Source organism: Intestinirhabdus alba, from assembly GCF_009711095.1.
GTDB lineage: Bacteria > Pseudomonadota > Gammaproteobacteria > Enterobacterales > Enterobacteriaceae > Intestinirhabdus > Intestinirhabdus alba.
On sequence record NZ_WMJZ01000025.1, the window covers coordinates 22,906 to 38,658 of the forward strand.

At 57.3% G+C, this 15,753-nt stretch carries 15 protein-coding genes; 9 read left to right on the forward strand and 6 right to left on the reverse strand.

From position 1 onward, the window contains the following. Window positions 1-46: 46 nt before the first annotated feature. Window positions 47-97, reverse strand: coding sequence for a hypothetical protein (locus tag GJV78_RS23680; RefSeq protein ID WP_230979170.1), 51 nt, complete (start codon window positions 95-97; stop codon window positions 47-49). Between the two features lie 278 nt (window positions 98-375). On the opposite strand from GJV78_RS23680, the gene pepA reads away from it, so the two are divergent. The 3 genes from pepA (at window position 376) to GJV78_RS16655 (ending at window position 5,379) form a co-directional block, all read left to right on the forward strand. Continuing rightward, window positions 376-1,887, forward strand: a complete 1,512-nt coding sequence (gene pepA, locus GJV78_RS16645) for a leucyl aminopeptidase (RefSeq protein ID WP_155109390.1) — start codon at window positions 376-378, stop codon at window positions 1,885-1,887. 194 nt (window positions 1,888-2,081) lie between these two features. Continuing rightward, window positions 2,082-2,540: a DNA polymerase III subunit chi gene (gene holC / locus GJV78_RS16650; protein WP_155109391.1), complete on the forward strand. Its 459-nt coding sequence runs from the start codon at window positions 2,082-2,084 to the stop codon at window positions 2,538-2,540. Beyond that, window positions 2,524-5,379: a valine--tRNA ligase gene (locus GJV78_RS16655; RefSeq protein WP_155109392.1), complete on the forward strand. Its 2,856-nt coding sequence runs from the start codon at window positions 2,524-2,526 to the stop codon at window positions 5,377-5,379. The genes holC and GJV78_RS16655 overlap by 17 nt, the downstream gene beginning before the upstream one ends. A gap of 74 nt (window positions 5,380-5,453) precedes the next feature. On the opposite strand, the gene GJV78_RS16660 is transcribed toward GJV78_RS16655, so the two are convergent. After that, the gene (locus GJV78_RS16660) at window positions 5,454-6,632 is read right to left on the reverse strand and encodes a YjgN family protein (RefSeq protein WP_167519612.1); all 1,179 of its coding nucleotides are present in this window, start codon (window positions 6,630-6,632) and stop codon (window positions 5,454-5,456) included. 389 nt (window positions 6,633-7,021) lie between these two features. On the opposite strand from GJV78_RS16660, the gene GJV78_RS16665 reads away from it, so the two are divergent. Further along, the gene (locus GJV78_RS16665) at window positions 7,022-7,522 is read left to right on the forward strand and encodes a GNAT family N-acetyltransferase (RefSeq protein WP_155109394.1); all 501 of its coding nucleotides are present in this window, start codon (window positions 7,022-7,024) and stop codon (window positions 7,520-7,522) included. 202 nt (window positions 7,523-7,724) lie between these two features. On the opposite strand, the gene rraB is transcribed toward GJV78_RS16665, so the two are convergent. Further along, the gene (gene rraB / locus GJV78_RS16670; RefSeq protein WP_155109395.1) at window positions 7,725-8,141 is read right to left on the reverse strand and encodes a ribonuclease E inhibitor RraB; all 417 of its coding nucleotides are present in this window, start codon (window positions 8,139-8,141) and stop codon (window positions 7,725-7,727) included. Between the two features lie 162 nt (window positions 8,142-8,303). On the opposite strand from rraB, the gene argF reads away from it, so the two are divergent. Then, entirely contained in the window at window positions 8,304-9,308 is a 1,005-nt protein-coding gene (gene argF / locus GJV78_RS16675) for an ornithine carbamoyltransferase (RefSeq protein ID WP_155109396.1), read from the forward strand. A gap of 46 nt (window positions 9,309-9,354) precedes the next feature. Here argF and GJV78_RS16680 read toward each other — a convergent pair whose 3' ends face one another. After that, on the reverse strand, window positions 9,355-9,807 hold the full coding sequence (locus GJV78_RS16680; RefSeq protein ID WP_155109397.1) for a YhcH/YjgK/YiaL family protein: 453 nt from the start codon (window positions 9,805-9,807) through the stop codon (window positions 9,355-9,357). 601 nt (window positions 9,808-10,408) lie between these two features. Between GJV78_RS16680 and pyrL the strand changes: the two genes are divergently transcribed. The 4 genes from pyrL (at window position 10,409) to ridA (ending at window position 12,508) form a co-directional block, all read left to right on the forward strand. Beyond that, window positions 10,409-10,543: a pyr operon leader peptide gene (gene pyrL / locus GJV78_RS16685; RefSeq protein ID WP_155109398.1), complete on the forward strand. Its 135-nt coding sequence runs from the start codon at window positions 10,409-10,411 to the stop codon at window positions 10,541-10,543. Between the two features lie 2 nt (window positions 10,544-10,545). Beyond that, a complete protein-coding gene (pyrB, locus tag GJV78_RS16690) occupies window positions 10,546-11,481 on the forward strand; it encodes an aspartate carbamoyltransferase (RefSeq protein WP_155109399.1) in 936 nt (311 codons plus the stop codon). A 15-nt stretch (window positions 11,482-11,496) separates the two neighbouring features. After that, a complete protein-coding gene (pyrI, locus tag GJV78_RS16695; RefSeq protein ID WP_155109400.1) occupies window positions 11,497-11,958 on the forward strand; it encodes an aspartate carbamoyltransferase regulatory subunit in 462 nt (153 codons plus the stop codon). Window positions 11,959-12,121: 163 nt separating this feature from the next. After that, window positions 12,122-12,508, forward strand: a complete 387-nt coding sequence (gene ridA / locus GJV78_RS16700) for a 2-iminobutanoate/2-iminopropanoate deaminase (RefSeq protein WP_155109401.1) — start codon at window positions 12,122-12,124, stop codon at window positions 12,506-12,508. A gap of 50 nt (window positions 12,509-12,558) precedes the next feature. On the opposite strand, the gene GJV78_RS16705 is transcribed toward ridA, so the two are convergent. Then, window positions 12,559-13,845: a TRAP transporter large permease gene (locus GJV78_RS16705; protein ID WP_155109402.1), complete on the reverse strand. Its 1,287-nt coding sequence runs from the start codon at window positions 13,843-13,845 to the stop codon at window positions 12,559-12,561. A gap of 30 nt (window positions 13,846-13,875) precedes the next feature. Continuing rightward, window positions 13,876-14,385 carry a TRAP transporter small permease gene (locus tag GJV78_RS16710; protein WP_155109403.1) on the reverse strand — a complete coding sequence of 170 codons (510 nt, stop codon included), beginning with the start codon at window positions 14,383-14,385 and terminating at the stop codon, window positions 13,876-13,878. Between the last annotated feature and the right edge of the window lie 1,368 nt (window positions 14,386-15,753).

Sequence of the window (15,753 nt, forward strand, 5' to 3'; positions counted from 1 at the left end):
AAAACTCGTTTTTTGCAGGAATTTAGCTTGTTTCATGGCTTAAACGTCATTTATTCTCTTGAGTCGTCGAAATCGTCGCTAAGTTTATTATACTCAGCGGATCCGCCAGTCAGAATCCGTTCTGAGGTATCAGCGTCGTAATAACGTTAAGATTAACACGAAGTCACCGCAACAGCGGCTATGAGTTACGAAAGCTTGCAATTCTATACTGTATAGATTTCGAGTTGTAGCAGGACGGCAAAACTGTAAAACCCCGGCGCTTACGTCCGGTAAGCAGTTGAGGCGGCCAGGCGCAGCCAGCGCCTCTGCAACTGGAAAGACAACGAGTATAGCTATAGCCCCCGCTGTTGTCTTTAAGATTCAGGAGCATAGTGCATGGAGTTCAGTGTAAAAAGCGGTAGCCCGGAGAAACAGCGGAGTGCCTGCATCGTCGTGGGCGTCTTTGAACCGCGCCGCCTTTCTCCGATCGCAGAGCAGCTCGATAAGATTAGCGACGGCTACATCAGCGCCCTGCTGCGTCGCGGCGAACTGGAAGGAAAACCGGGGCAAACCCTGTTGCTGCACCATGTGCCAAACGTGCTTTCCGAGCGTATTCTCCTTATCGGCTGCGGCAAAGAGCGCGAGCTGGATGAGCGCCAGTACAAGCAGGTTATTCAGAAAACAATAAATACACTGAATGATACCGGCTCGATGGAGGCGGTCTGCTTTCTGACCGAGCTGCACGTTAAGGGACGTAACAACTACTGGAAGGTGCGTCAGGCCGTTGAAACGGCCAAGGAGACGCTCTACAGCTTCGATCAGCTTAAAACCACCAAGAGCGAACCGCGGCGTCCGCTGCGCAAAATGGTGTTCAACGTGCCGACCCGCCGGGAGCTGACCAGCGGCGAGCGCGCCATTCAACACGGTCTGGCCATCGCCGCCGGGATCAAGGCGGCGAAGGATCTCGGCAATATGCCGCCCAATATCTGCAACGCCGCCTACCTCGCCTCCCAGGCGCGCCAGCTGGCGGACAGCTACAGCCAGAACGTGGTCACCCGCGTGATCGGCGAGCAGCAGATGCGCGAGCTGGGGATGCACGCCTATCTCGCCGTGGGCCACGGCTCCCAGAACGAATCCCTGATGTCGGTGATTGAGTACAAGGGCAATCCCTCCGAAGAGGCGCGGCCGATCGTGCTGGTTGGCAAGGGGCTGACCTTTGACTCCGGCGGCATCTCTATCAAGCCCGCCGAGGGCATGGACGAAATGAAGTACGACATGTGCGGTGCGGCGGCGGTCTACGGGGTGATGCGCATGGTGGCCGAGCTGCAGCTGCCGATCAACGTCATCGGCGTGCTGGCGGGCTGTGAAAATATGCCCGGCGGCCGCGCCTATCGTCCGGGCGACGTGCTGACCACCATGTCCGGACAGACCGTGGAGGTGCTGAACACCGACGCCGAGGGCCGCCTGGTGCTATGCGACGTCTTAACCTACGTTGAGCGCTTTGAGCCGGAAGCGGTGATCGACGTGGCCACCCTGACCGGTGCCTGCGTGATTGCGCTTGGCCACCACATTACCGGCCTGATGGCGAACCACAACCCGCTGGCGCACGAGCTGATCGGTGCCTCCGAGCAGGCGGGCGACCGCGCATGGCGACTGCCGCTGGGCGACGAGTTCCAGGAGCAGCTGGAGTCTAACTTCGCCGATATGGCCAACATCGGCGGGCGTCCCGGCGGGGCGATCACCGCCGGCTGCTTCCTGTCGCGCTTTACCCGCCGCTACAACTGGGCGCACCTGGACATTGCCGGCACCGCCTGGCGCTCCGGAAAAGCCAAAGGCGCTACCGGCCGCCCGGTGGCGATGCTGTCGCAGTTCCTGCTCAACCGCGCCGGCTTTAACGGCGACGAGTAAGTTTGTTTACCGAATGGCGACCAAAACGCCGGGTCTGGCCTGCAAGCTCGGGCAATAAGAATTCTATACCCTATGGATTTCGAGTTGCATCGCGGCGGCAACTGAGCAAATCCCCAGGAGCATAGTTTACTATGTGACTGGGGTGCGCGAAGGCAGCCAACAAAGAGGCAACTTGAAAGACGACGGGTATAGATATGAAAAATGCGACCTTTTATCTTCTGGACAACGACACCGCCGTCGACGGCCTTAGCGCCGTCGAGCAGTTAGTGTGTGAGATTGCCGCAGAACGTTGGCGCAGCGGCAAGCGCGTGCTGATCGCCTGCGAAGACGAAAAGCAGGCGGTGCGCCTGGACGAGGCGCTGTGGGCCAGGCCGGCGGAGCGCTTTGTCCCGCACAACCTGGCGGGCGAAGGCCCGCGCGGCGGCGCGCCGGTGGAAATCGCCTGGCCGCAGAAACGCAACAGCAGCCCGCGGGATATTCTTATCAGCCTGCGGGTAGGCTTTGCAGATTTTGCCACCGCTTTCACAGAAGTGATAGACTTCGTCCCTTACGAAGAATCTCTGAAACAATCGGCGCGCGAACGCTATAAGGCCTACCGCGTGGCCGGTTTTAACCTGAATACGGCAACCTGGAATAATGGAAAAGACATATAACCCGCAAGATATCGAACAGCCGCTTTACGAGCACTGGGAAAAGCAGGGCTATTTCAAACCCAACGGTGATGAAAGCAAAGAGTCCTTCTGCGTCATGATCCCGCCGCCGAACGTTACCGGCAGTTTGCATATGGGCCATGCTTTCCAGCAAACCATCATGGATACCCTGATCCGCTATCAGCGTATGCAGGGGAAAAACACCCTGTGGCAGGTGGGCACCGACCACGCGGGTATCGCCACCCAGATGGTGGTTGAGCGCAAGATTGCCGCCGAAGAGGGAAAAACCCGCCACGACTATGGCCGGGACGCCTTTATTGACAAGATCTGGCAGTGGAAAGCGGAGTCCGGCGGCACCATTACCCGCCAGATGCGCCGCCTCGGCAACTCCGTGGACTGGGAGCGCGAGCGCTTCACCATGGACGAAGGCCTTTCCAACGCCGTAAAAGAGGTGTTCGTTCGCCTGTATAAAGAAGATCTGATTTACCGCGGCAAGCGTCTGGTCAACTGGGATCCGAAGCTGCGCACCGCGATTTCCGATCTGGAAGTAGAAAACCGCGAGTCGAAAGGCTCCATGTGGCATATTCGCTATCCGCTGGCCGACGGTGCAAAAACCGCCGACGGTAAAGATTACCTGGTGGTCGCCACCACCCGTCCGGAAACCCTGCTGGGCGACACCGGCGTGGCCGTTAACCCCGCCGATCCGCGCTACAAAGATCTGATCGGCAAATTCGTGATGCTGCCGCTGGTCAACCGCCGTATTCCCATCGTCGGCGACGAGCACGCCGATATGGAAAAAGGCACCGGCTGCGTGAAGATCACCCCGGCCCACGACTTTAACGACTATGAGGTGGGTAAACGTCATCAGCTGCCGATGATCAACATTCTGACCTTTGACGGCGATATCCGCGAAAGCGCGAAGGTCTACGACACCAGGGGCAATGAGTCTGACGTTTACGCAAACGACATCCCGCCCGAATTCCAGAAACTGGAGCGTTTTGCCGCGCGTAAGGCGATGGTTGCCGCCGTGGAGGCCCTCGGCCTGCTGGAAGAGATTAAACCGCACGATCTGACGGTGCCGTACGGCGACCGCGGCGGGGTGGTGATCGAGCCGATGCTGACCGACCAGTGGTACGTGCGCGCCGACGTGCTGGCCAAACCGGCGGTAGAAGCGGTAGAAAACGGCGACATTCAGTTCGTGCCGAAGCAGTACGAAAACATGTATTTCTCCTGGATGCGCGATATTCAGGACTGGTGTATCTCCCGCCAGCTGTGGTGGGGGCACCGCATCCCGGCCTGGTACGACAACAACGGCAACGTCTACGTGGGCCGCAGCGAAGACGAGGTACGCAAGGAGAACGGCCTCGGTGCCGACGTCGCCCTGCGCCAGGACGAGGATGTGCTGGATACCTGGTTCTCCTCCGCCCTGTGGACCTTCTCTACTCTCGGCTGGCCGGAAAACACCGACGCCCTGCGTCAGTTCCACCCGACCAGCGTGATGGTTTCCGGCTTCGACATCATCTTCTTCTGGATCGCCCGCATGATCATGATGACCATGCACTTTATCAAGGATGAAAACGGCAAGCCGCAGGTGCCGTTCCATACCGTCTACATGACCGGGCTTATCCGCGACGACGAAGGGCAGAAGATGTCCAAATCCAAGGGTAACGTCATTGACCCGCTGGATATGGTGGACGGTATCTCCCTGCCGGAGCTGCTCGCCAAGCGCACCGGCAACATGATGCAGCCGCAGCTGGCGGAAAAAATCCGCAAGCGCACCGAGAAGCAGTTCCCGGACGGCATTGAGCCGCACGGCACCGACGCCCTGCGCTTCACCCTGGCGGCGCTGGCCTCCACCGGCCGCGACATTAACTGGGACATGAAGCGCCTGGAGGGCTACCGCAACTTCTGTAACAAGCTGTGGAACGCCAGCCGCTTTGTGCTGATGAATACCGAAGATCGGGACTGCGGCTTCAGCGGCGGCGAAATGACCCTGTCGCTGGCGGACAGGTGGATCGTCGCGGAGTTCAACCAGACCGTCAAGGCCTACCGCGAGGCGCTGGACAGCTTCCGCTTTGATATCGCCGCCGGCATTCTGTATGAGTTCACCTGGAACCAGTTCTGCGACTGGTATCTGGAGCTGACCAAGCCGGTAATGAACGGCGGCTCTGAGTCTGAGCTGCGCGGCACTCGCCACACGCTGGTCACGGTGCTGGAAGGTCTGCTACGCCTGGCGCATCCGATTATTCCGTTCATCACCGAAACCATCTGGCAGCGCGTGAAGGTGCTGTGTGGCATTACCGCCGACACCATTATGCTGCAGCCCTTCCCGGACTACGACGCGGCGCAGGTTGACGCCGCGGCGGTTTCCGACACCGAGTGGCTGAAGCAGGCGATCGTCGCGGTGCGCAACATCCGGGCGGAGATGAACATCGCGCCGGGCAAACCGCTGGCGCTGCTGCTGCGCGGCTGCCGCGAAGAGGCGACGCGGCGGGTGAACGATAACCACGGCTTCCTGCAGACCCTGGCGCGCCTGGAAAGCATCACCGTACTGCCGGCCGGAGATAAAGGCCCGGTCTCGGTGACGAAAATCATTGACGGTGCCGAACTGCTGATCCCGATGGCCGGTCTTATCGACAAAGAGGCCGAACTGGCGCGTCTGGCGAAGGAAGTGGCGAAAGTTGAAGCGGAGATTGGTCGCGTCGAGAGCAAGCTGGCGAACGAAGGCTTCGTGGCGCGCGCGCCGGAGGCGGTGATCGCCAAAGAGCGCGAAAAACTGGAAGGTTATGCGGAAGCGAAAGCGAAGCTGCTTGAGCAGCAGGCGGTCATCGCCGCGCTGTAGACCTCAGGTCCGGAGGCGACGCCTGCGGAAATCCAGAGCAGATCGCAGGCCGGAGCGCGCTCCGGCCTGTTTTTTTATATAAAAATCAGGCCAGGCATCACCCCACGGGAGAGGCGCGACAGCAGGCCGTTATCCACGACTTCGTCGCTGTCGGTCAGCTCCAGCGCGTCCAGATCGCCCACTACGCTGGTATTCTCCGCTACCCATCCGATAAGCCAGACCCGCAGCAGCGGCCAGGCCAGCCCGCAGGAGATCGCGGAAATAACAAGCAGGGCCCCCAGACGGTAAACCATACCGTGCCAGGTGAGGGTTGAGCGGAAGCGGATTTGCCCGTCGGCCAGCTGCAGGTTATTAAGGAAGTGGTTGCGAAACGCCACGGCCAGATAGCTTGACATCACCGCGACGCCAAAAATATAGACCAGTTGGATCAGCAGATACTTCCCGTAATAGCGCGTATAGATTAACATTTCCACCTGTTCCGACGAGAGACCTGCGTCAGACTCGCCGATAATGCTTTGACATAGCGAGAAGGTCATATAGCCCATTAGCGCGAAAAACGGAACAAGTATCCCTGCCCCGATCATCATCGTTTTAATGCAGTAGCGAAGGCTCACCTGCACCCTAAAACGGTGAATGCCAAAGCTGCCGCCTTCGCCGACAATCAGCATTAGCCGATGCCATGCCAGCCCGCTAATCACTATCAGGCCGATCAGCCATGTCAGAGCAAGCGCCACAGCTAAGAAGATAACGTTGCCGCTCCCCTCTATAAGGAGCAGCGCCAGGGCAACCATCACCCCCCCGAACGCAACGACCAGCAGCCCCGGCAGCGCCAGTAAATTCCAGAAGGCGCGCAGCGCGCCGCAGCGAAAGCCGAAACGAACGCCGTTAAGGGAGGTCTGGATCGCCTGATACTGCAGGCTTTTCGTAAACAGCACCGGCACCGAGAGGAGCAGCGCGCCGAGAATAGCAAGGCCGATAACCGGATATTTTATCGTAGTAACAAGTCCGGTGATATAAATCACCATCAGCAAAAACCAGCTTAAGAAAATATCTCCTCCCGTTACCTTATAGCTAAACGACTGGCCGTTCAGGTACATATTAGAATAAATATAACGGCGGCACTTCATTAACGCCCAGGGAAAATAGACACCCAGGGTAATAATACAAAGTAATGTATTCACCAGACATATTAAAAAATAGCCTCCGCCGTCGCCTTTAAAGGTAAAGGTATGGGCCGGAGCTTCTCGTTCCATAATCGTTTCTTGCATAAGATATCCCTGATTTTATACCCGTCATACGCCAGGCTGCATAGACGTTGGCGACGCCGGCTCCCCTGCTTCCGGAGGTGATGTTATCCCCCGACGAAGGCAGACTGCGGCTGAACAAATGTATTGCTGTGGAATTTGTCGCTCGCCCGTCGTCTGCATACAGCCCGAATAATTCAGGGCATGTTTCCTTAAACTTTTGATGAGTGACAGGCGAATAAATAATACCTGCCAGAGAATATTACCTGAATATCTCCTCGACGAAAATAAGAGCCTTATAGGATAACCTCTGAGGCGGCGCGCGTCTGTGTCGCTTGCACTGCCCGAAGGAGGGTGCTATTACATCCGTTTATTTGCGCAGCTGAACGGGATTCTACATGAGCGCTGTTGAGTCACTCACCTTACGTCGCCTGACGGCCGACGATAACCAGGCCATCGCCTCGGTTATCCGCCGGGTTTCCGCTGAATATGGCCTTACCGCCGACAAGGGTTATACCGTTGCCGATCCTAATCTCGACGAACTGTATCAGGTCTACTCGCAGCCGGGGCACGCCTACTGGGTCATTGAACTCAACGGCGCGGTCGCGGGCGGCGGCGGCATTGCGCCGCTCTCCTGCAGCGAGCCGGACATTTGCGAGCTACAGAAAATGTACTTTTTGCCTTCGGTTCGCGGCAAAGGCATGGCGAAAAAGCTGGCGCTGATGGCGCTGGAACACGCCCGCGAGCTGGGATTTACGCGCTGCTATCTGGAAACCACCGCCTTTTTACGCGAGGCAATCGGCCTGTATGAGCGCTTAGGCTTTACATACATCAGTGAGCCGCTGGGCTGCACCGGCCACGTCGACTGCGAAGTGCGGATGCTCAGGGCGCTGAAATAAAAAACGCGCTGATTTTCCTGCCGTCCGGGCCAGCCACAGGCCGCCCTCCTTCAGCCCCGCGCAGGCGGCTTTTTTAAACGCCTGCCGCTGGCCCTGCGGTGCGAGTTAGTGGCTAACTGCCAGAGAACCGGGCAAAAAGCAGGCCGCTTACGGGCGTGACGGGAGTGGCCCGTGGCCGCAAAAGCGCCACAGGCCGTCGGGTTTAGTGGCGTACGCCGTTGTCATCCTCATCGACGTAATCTTCGTCGTCGCCCTCTTCGCCGTTCGGATCTTCAAAATAGGTGCCCCAGCCGTCATATTCGATGGCAAACTTTTCCGCCAGGTTCATCAGCTGTTCGACCTGGGCGTCAATCAGATCGGCATTCAGCGCGCACTCGCTGAGGATATCGCAGCAGATGACGGTATCGCCCTCTTCCACTTCCAGCTCCTCCGGTTCGGTAACCTCATAGCCGAGCTTAAAGGCTTCCACCGCCGCTTTTTCCAGGGTTTCGAAATCATCCGCAGAGAGATGGTGTTCGATGGTGTACAGCGCGTCCGGATCGCTGCCGTCTTCCAGTAATTCTTCAATGATCAGCCGCGTCTCTTCACGCTGCTCTGCCAGTAGTTCCGGGTTTGCCATGGTTTATTCCTCATAATGTTCTGCCGATGCTCTTATTGTCACATACCGCCGACGTTGCCACCACCTTTCGTGGAAAGATCTGTTTTCCGGGGTTGCAAATGAATAAACATACAGATAAATTGAATTTTAATTCACTATATAAGCTGTACCATGGGAGGAACTATGTCAGGTTTTTACCAGAAGCATTTTTTAAAGCTGCTCGATTTTACCTCTGCTGAGCTGGCAGCCCTGCTGCAGCTTTCCGCTCAGCTCAAGGCCGATAAAAAGAGCGGTAAAGAGCAGCCGAAGCTGACCGGCAAAAATATCGCGCTCATCTTCGAAAAAGACTCGACCCGGACACGATGCTCTTTCGAAGTTGCCGCCGGGGATCAGGGGGCCAACGTCACGTATCTTGGCTCCAGCGGTAGCCAGATTGGCCATAAAGAATCCATTAAGGACACCGCCAGGGTACTGGGACGGATGTATGACGGCATTCAGTACCGCGGCTACGGCCAGGAGGTGGTTGAAACGCTGGCCGCCTGGGCGGGCGTGCCGGTGTGGAACGGCTTAACCGATGAATTCCACCCCACCCAGCTGCTGGCGGATCTGCTGACCATGCGCGAGCACCTGCCGGGCAAAGCCTTTAACGAGATGACCCTGGCTTACGCCGGCGACGCGCGCAACAATATGGGCAACTCCATGCTGGAAGCGGCGGCGCTGACCGGCCTGGATCTGCGCCTGGTGGCTCCGAAGGCCTGCTGGCCGGAGGCTTCGCTGGTGGCGGAGTGTCGCGCAATGGCGCAGCAAAACGGCGGCAGCATCACCCTCACCGAAGATATCGCGGCGGGGGTAAAAGGAGCCGATTTTATCTATACCGACGTCTGGGTATCGATGGGCGAACCAAAAGAGAAGTGGGCGGAGCGTATTGCGCTGCTGCGCGATTATCAGGTAAACAGCGCGATGATGGCGCTGACCGGCAACCCGCAGGTAAAATTTCTTCACTGCCTGCCCGCGTTCCACGACGATCGCACGACGCTCGGCAAAAAGATGGCCCTGGAGTTTGGCCTGCACGGCGGCATGGAGGTGACCAACGAGGTGTTTGAATCGCCGGCCAGCATCGTCTTCGACCAGGCGGAAAACCGGATGCACACCATTAAGGCGGTGATGGTGGCGACCCTGACGAAGTAGATCTGTGCCGGGCAGCGTTTTACCCTGCCCGGCACGCGCAAAAGGTTTACGCCATCAGCAGCTTAACCACCACTTTGCGCACCTGCGCCGGCGCACCTGTCGCGCACAGCGGCTTATGCACCTCCTGCGGATAGAACACCACGAAGTCGCCCTCGTTGAGGATCAGCGTTTTCTCGTCTGCGCCTGCCGGCAAAAAGGCGATGTCTTTATCCGCCAGCCAGTCGGTTTCCGGCGCGCCCGCAGGGCGGGTGCTGAAGGTCATTCCCTCCTGGCCTTTCAGGACGATCTGGATATCCAGGTAGCGCGCATGATACTCGGCGCGGCGCTGCTCAAACGGCTCGGTCATATCCTCAGATACGAGATAGAACAGGCGGTCACCGTCAATATCATGGCGGCCCTTTTCCGTTGTCTCAGAGACGTTTGCCTTGACGTGCTCAATAGCCTGACGCAGCTCTTCCGGCAGCCAGGACTGCAAATTATGAATGTTACCTACGATCATTACCTTCCCCTAAATATACCCGTCATACTTCAAGCTGCATGTGCGTTGGCTTTATTCGGCCCTGGGGCCTCACCCTGAAGGGCCGCCGCCAGCGGCGTTCAAATAGGCTAAGCCGATTTGTCCTCGCTCACCCCGGTCACTTACTCCAGTAAGCTCCCGGGGATTAATGAGAGACATCCCTGTCTCTCACCAGAGGCAGCCTGCGGCTGTTCAAATTCGTTCCTGATGAATTTGTCACTGCGTTGCCGCGTGATTCGGCCTGAGGGCCTCACCCCTTCGGGGCCAGCCCAGGGGCTGTTCAAAACGCGCTGCGTTTTGTCATGCAACTCGAATTATTTAGTGTATAAAACGCCGTTTCATTTTAATGGTTATACGAAAAAAATGGCCGCTCTACCACTCTTATTTATCCAACTCTTGCGTCAGCGCATGTTTAACATTCCCGCCCTGCGCGCCTTATGAAACCGGGCGGCAACATGATTAACAAAACATTAAAAACGAATGTTTATTCATAATAACCGTTTGCCAGGCGGGAATTTTGCATTAACCCCTTGATCGCGGAACAGAGCTGAGTATAATCGCGGACAATTTGCCGGGAGGAAGCATGATCCAGTGTGTTCGACAGTTTGTCTCACCGCGTCTGATAGCAGGCGCTGACCTGCCGTTCTTCTTTCCGTTGCTTACCCGCTCACAGCCCCTCAATCGAGGGGCTTTTTTTTGCCCTGGCGTCAGGAGTTAAACATGGCTAATCCGCTATATCAAAAACACATCATTTCCATAAACGACCTCAGCCGCGACGACCTCAATCTGGTGCTGGCGACGGCGGCGAGCCTGAAAGCGAACCCGCAGCCGGAGCTGCTGAAGCATAAGGTGATCGCCAGCTGCTTCTTTGAAGCGTCCACCCGCACCCGCCTGTCGTTTGAAACCTCAATGCACCGCCTGGGGGCCAGCGTGGTGGGCTTTTCGGACAGCGCCAATACGTCGCTTGGCAAGAAAGGCGAAACGCTGGCCGACACCATTTCAGTCATCAGCACCTACGTGGACGCCATCGTCATGCGCCACCCGCAGGAGGGCGCGGCGCGCCTGGCAACGGAGTTCTCCGGCGGCGTGCCGGTGCTGAACGCCGGCGACGGCTCGAACCAACATCCCACCCAGACGCTGCTGGATCTGTTCACCATTAAGGAAACCCAGGGCCGCCTGGACAACCTGCGGGTGGCGATGGTCGGCGATCTGAAATATGGCCGCACCGTACACTCGCTGGCCCAGGCGCTGGCGAAATTCGACGGTAACCGCTTCTACTTTATCGCCCCTGGCGCGCTGGCGATGCCGCAGTACATCCTCGATATGCTCGACGAGAAGGGCATCGCCTGGAGCCTGCACGGCGCTATCGAAGAGGTGATGGCGGAGGTGGATATCCTTTATATGACCCGGGTGCAGAAAGAGCGCCTCGATCCTTCCGAATACGCCAACGTTAAGGCGCAGTTCGTGCTGCGCGCCAGCGACCTGAACGGGGCGCGGGAAAACATGAAGGTGCTGCATCCGCTGCCGCGCATCGATGAGATCGCCACCGACGTGGATAAAACGCCGCACGCCTGGTACTTCCAGCAGGCCGGCAACGGTATTTTCGCTCGCCAGGCGCTGCTGGCGCTGGTTCTGAATCGCGATTTAGCTCTGTAAGGGGAGGAAACCACTATGACTCATGATAATAAACTGCAGGTTGAAGCCATTAAGCGCGGCACCGTCATTGACCACATCCCCGCCCAGGTGGGCTTTAAGCTGCTGACGCTGTTTAAACTCACCGAGACCGATCAGCGCATCACCATCGGCCTGAACCTGCCGTCCGGCGAGATGGGCCGCAAGGATCTGATCAAGATTGAGAACACCTTTCTGACCGCCGCGCAGGTTAACCAGCTCGCCCTGTACGCCCCGCAGGCCACGGTCAACCGCATTGACAATTACGAAGTGGTGGGCAAATCCTGCCCCAGCCTGCCGGAGCACATTGACAGCGTGCTGGTCTGCCCGAACAGCAACTGCATCAGCCACGCTGAACCGGTCGCCTCCAGCTTCGCGATTAAAAAACGTGAGGGCGATATCGCCCTGAAGTGCAAATACTGCGAGAAAGAGTTCTCCCACCACGCGGTGCTGGCCGGCTAGCCGCGCCCGCCCGTCGTCGGTTAACTCCTTGAACCAGGTCGTATAACGCGGCCAACGAGGAGGCAGCGCCGATGATGATGTGTATAATGGCCGGGAACAGAGGGCTGCGTCCCGAAATCCAATGGATGCAGCCTTAACATACCGCTGTAATTCAGGAGAAATCATGAGCAAAACTATCGCCACGGAAAATGCACCCGCAGCTATCGGTCCGTACGTTCAGGGCGTGGATCTGGGCAGCATGATCATCACTTCCGGTCAGATCCCCGTGGATCCGAAAACCGGCAGCGTGCCGGAAGAGGTATCCGCACAGGCGCGCCAGTCGCTGGAAAACGTCAGGGCTATCGTAGAAGCCGCGGGCCTGAAGGTGGGTGACATCGTAAAAACCACCGTGTTTGTTAAGGATCTTAACGACTTCGCCACCGTTAACGCCACCTATGAAGCGTTCTTTACTGAGCATAACGCCATCTTCCCGGCGCGCTCCTGCGTGGAAGTGGCCCGTCTGCCGAAAGACGTAAAAATTGAGATTGAAGCGATTGCCGTTCGTCGCTAAACGATGAAATCCGGGCTGTGCCGCCCGGATTTGCGCCCTGTCGGGCGGCTTTACATCACCCCGAACAGCTTCGGCAGGGTCAGCGAAATCGCCGGAATGTAAGTCACCAGCATCAGCACCAGGAACAGCACCGCATAGAACGGCAGCATCGCTTTCACCACCTGCTCTATTTTTTGTTTACTCACCGCGCTGGCGACGAACAGCACCGAGCCAACCGGCGGCGTAATCAGGCCAATCCCAAGGTTAACCAGCATAATCATGCCGAAGTGCACCGGATCGATGCCCAGGGCATTGGTGACCGGCAGCAGCACCGGGGTCAGGATCAGGATTAGCGGAGCCATATCCATCAGGGTGCCGATCAGCAGCAGCATGATGTTAATGCACATCAAAATAACGTACTTATTATCTGAGATCCGGGTAAAGGCTTCGGTGATGCGCATCGGCAGCTGCATGTAGGTCATAATAGCGCCGAACGCGGCGGCAAAGCCGATAAGGATCATCACGATGGTGACAGTTTTCACCGTGCGGTACATCAGCGTCGGCAGCTCCGCCCACGTATAGTCGCGGTAGATAAACATGGTGACGAAGAAGGCCCACAGGCAGGCAATCGCCGCCGACTCGGTGGCGGTGAAGATCCCCGACAGTATACCGCCCATAATAATCACCACCGTCATCAGCCCCCACAGGGTATCCACGAAGATCTTCAGCGCCTGGCGAAACGGCACGCGCTCGCCTTTCGGATAGCCGCGGCGGCGGGCAAAGACCACGCACATAACCATCAGGGCAAAGCTCAGCAGCAGGCCCGGCAGGATCCCGGCGATGAACAGCGCGGCAATAGAGACCGTCCCGCCGGTCGCCAGCGAGTAGATCACCGAGTTATGGCTGGGCGGCGTCAGGATCGCCTGCACCGAGCCGCTGGCGGTGACCGCCGCCGCGAAGTCTCGCGGGTAGCCCTTTTTATCCATCTCCGGGATCATCACCGAACCGATAGAGGCGGTGTCCGCCACCGACGACCCCGAAATAGCGCCAAAGAAGGTAGAAGCCACGATATTCACCAGCGACAGGCCGCCGCGAATAAAGCCGACGAAGATATAGGCAAAGTTGACCAGCCGGCGCGCAATCCCCCCTTCGGCCATAATGGCCCCGGCGAGAATAAAGAACGGGATCGCCAACAGCGAGAATTTATTCACGCCGTTGGTCAGCTGAATCATCACCGCCTCCAGCGGAATATCAATGTACCACGCGCCGACGATGGCGCTGATGCCCACCGCGTAGGCCACCGGCACCCCAATCGCCAGCATAATGGCGAGGGTAAAGATGAGAATAAAGGCGTCCATCTGCTTTCCTCTGTAAAGTCGGTACGGCGATTAGCTGGTCGATCCTGGCATGACCACGGAACGCTGATTCTGGGGACCACGGCAGATCTTTTCGAGAATAAAGAGCAGGGTAATGGCCGAGCCAATCGGCAACGGCAGGTAGTTTTCCCCGGCGCTCAACAGCGGGAATTCGGCAACGGGCTGCTCCCACAGCTCGTAGCAGAGGGTGGTGCCGTACCAGAGAATAAAGAGGCTGATGGCCATCAGCATTATATCGGCCAGGATCGCGCAGAACCGCCGCGCGCCCTCGCCAAGGCGATCGGTGACCATGCTGACCGCAATATGCGAACCGGCGCGATAGCTCACCGCCGCGCCGATAAAGGTGAACGTCACCATACACAGTATGGCGATTGGCTCCGGCCACGACAGGGCGCTGTTCATGACGTAGCGCGCAAATATCCCCACCGGGATTACCGCCACCATCACCAATAGCGCCACCCCGGCCACCCACATGGCGATCCGATAAAGCACATCCATTACCGCAGAATAACCTTCACCCATCTTTAAGCCCCTCGAAATATTCACAGCTCGCCTGTTTTATGACGCGAGCCCCGTTATGCTTTGCGCGGTATCTACGCAGGCGAAAGTGGAACCCGCCGCCTGCGGCCGGGCAAAACGTTTGGCGTTTTGTCCTGCAACTCGAATTATTTAAGGTATACAACTTCCATTTTTTTAAATTAAAACCTGACGCTCTTTGTCCCGTTTATTCCCCACTGCCCGCGTGGCTTTAAAAAATAGCCCCGGTACACTTATCCCACTGGCGCGGTTCGAACCGCGGGCTAAAAAAGAGCGGCAGGCTGCGGGGGCATTAGCGTCGCCCACCGCCGCGCTTTGTCATGTCATTCGATTATTCAGGGATGTTATGCAGAGTATGTTCATAAAAAACAAAAGGGCAAAAAAATTTCAGCACACTGTTTCATTTTTGCAATGAAGGTCGATTTCCTGAAAAAAAAAAGCGCTAAAAGCGGGCCGAATTTGCGATCGGCTACGCTATTTAACGTTCAATAAAAATAGAATAGAGAATATACCCGTCATACTTCAAGTTGCATGTGCGTTGGCTTTATTCGGCCCTGGGGCCTCACCCTGAAGGGCCGCCGCCAGCGGCGTTCAAATAGGCTAAGCCGATTTGTCCTCGCTCACCCCAGTCACTTACTCCAGTAAGCTCCCGGGGATTAATGAGAGACATCCCTGTCTCTCACCAGAGGCAGCCTGCGGCTGTTCAAATTCGTTCCTGACGAATTTGTCACTGGGTCGCCGCGTGATTCGGCCTGAGGGCCTCACCCCTTCGGGGCCAGCCCGGGGGCTGTTCAAAACGCGCTGCGTTTTGTCCTGCAACTCGAATTATTTAGGGTATATATTTTTAACGTTTAAAAAGTTTTACAGCCGCCCGCGGCTGACCACATCGCATAAATGATCCGCAGCCGTCGCAACGGCGACAAATCGCTTCCTCAGCAGGCTGCTACCGTTACCTTCGTCGCTCAGAGGACCGGGCGCTCTTTCTGGCGCTGCCGCCTCCGTCCGGAGCAGGTGAATACGGCTACGGCAGGAGGGCTATCCGTCCGGATGAACGGTGCGCCACCCTGTCGTCATTGTGCAATAAATAATCAGATTTCTCCTGGGAGATTTTCTCACATACCGCAGCGCCCGCCATCTGTGCTCTCACTTTTTTGCTTTGCGCTGCGTCAAAAAAATCGCTAACATCCTTGATGCAAAGCACTATATATAGATATTAAAATGCCGCCCGCCCCAATATGTTGTATTTATCGACTAACATTACAACAACCACCACGCTTCCACCAGGGGGCGAATGTGTGGATAACATGGGTTAGGGTTGCGGGAAGTCATTGGATACAGAGATGAATAGGCCAG

Excerpts from the sequence above, each read along its gene's own strand:
- pepA (WP_155109390.1), top strand. The coding sequence starts at position 376 with ATGGAGTTCAGTGTAAAAAGCGGTAGCCCGGAGAAACAGCGGAGTGCC.
- holC (WP_155109391.1), top strand. The coding sequence starts at position 2,082 with ATGAAAAATGCGACCTTTTATCTTCTGGACAACGACACCGCCGTCGAC.
- GJV78_RS16655 (WP_155109392.1), top strand. The coding sequence starts at position 2,524 with ATGGAAAAGACATATAACCCGCAAGATATCGAACAGCCGCTTTACGAG.
- GJV78_RS16660 (WP_167519612.1), bottom strand. The coding sequence starts at position 6,632 with ATGGAACGAGAAGCTCCGGCCCATACCTTTACCTTTAAAGGCGACGGC.
- GJV78_RS16665 (WP_155109394.1), top strand. The coding sequence starts at position 7,022 with ATGAGCGCTGTTGAGTCACTCACCTTACGTCGCCTGACGGCCGACGAT.
- rraB (WP_155109395.1), bottom strand. The coding sequence starts at position 8,141 with ATGGCAAACCCGGAACTACTGGCAGAGCAGCGTGAAGAGACGCGGCTG.
- argF (WP_155109396.1), top strand. The coding sequence starts at position 8,304 with ATGTCAGGTTTTTACCAGAAGCATTTTTTAAAGCTGCTCGATTTTACC.
- GJV78_RS16680 (WP_155109397.1), bottom strand. The coding sequence starts at position 9,807 with ATGATCGTAGGTAACATTCATAATTTGCAGTCCTGGCTGCCGGAAGAG.
- pyrL (WP_155109398.1), top strand. The coding sequence starts at position 10,409 with ATGATCCAGTGTGTTCGACAGTTTGTCTCACCGCGTCTGATAGCAGGC.
- pyrB (WP_155109399.1), top strand. The coding sequence starts at position 10,546 with ATGGCTAATCCGCTATATCAAAAACACATCATTTCCATAAACGACCTC.
- pyrI (WP_155109400.1), top strand. The coding sequence starts at position 11,497 with ATGACTCATGATAATAAACTGCAGGTTGAAGCCATTAAGCGCGGCACC.
- ridA (WP_155109401.1), top strand. The coding sequence starts at position 12,122 with ATGAGCAAAACTATCGCCACGGAAAATGCACCCGCAGCTATCGGTCCG.
- GJV78_RS16705 (WP_155109402.1), bottom strand. The coding sequence starts at position 13,845 with ATGGACGCCTTTATTCTCATCTTTACCCTCGCCATTATGCTGGCGATT.
- GJV78_RS16710 (WP_155109403.1), bottom strand. The coding sequence starts at position 14,385 with ATGGGTGAAGGTTATTCTGCGGTAATGGATGTGCTTTATCGGATCGCC.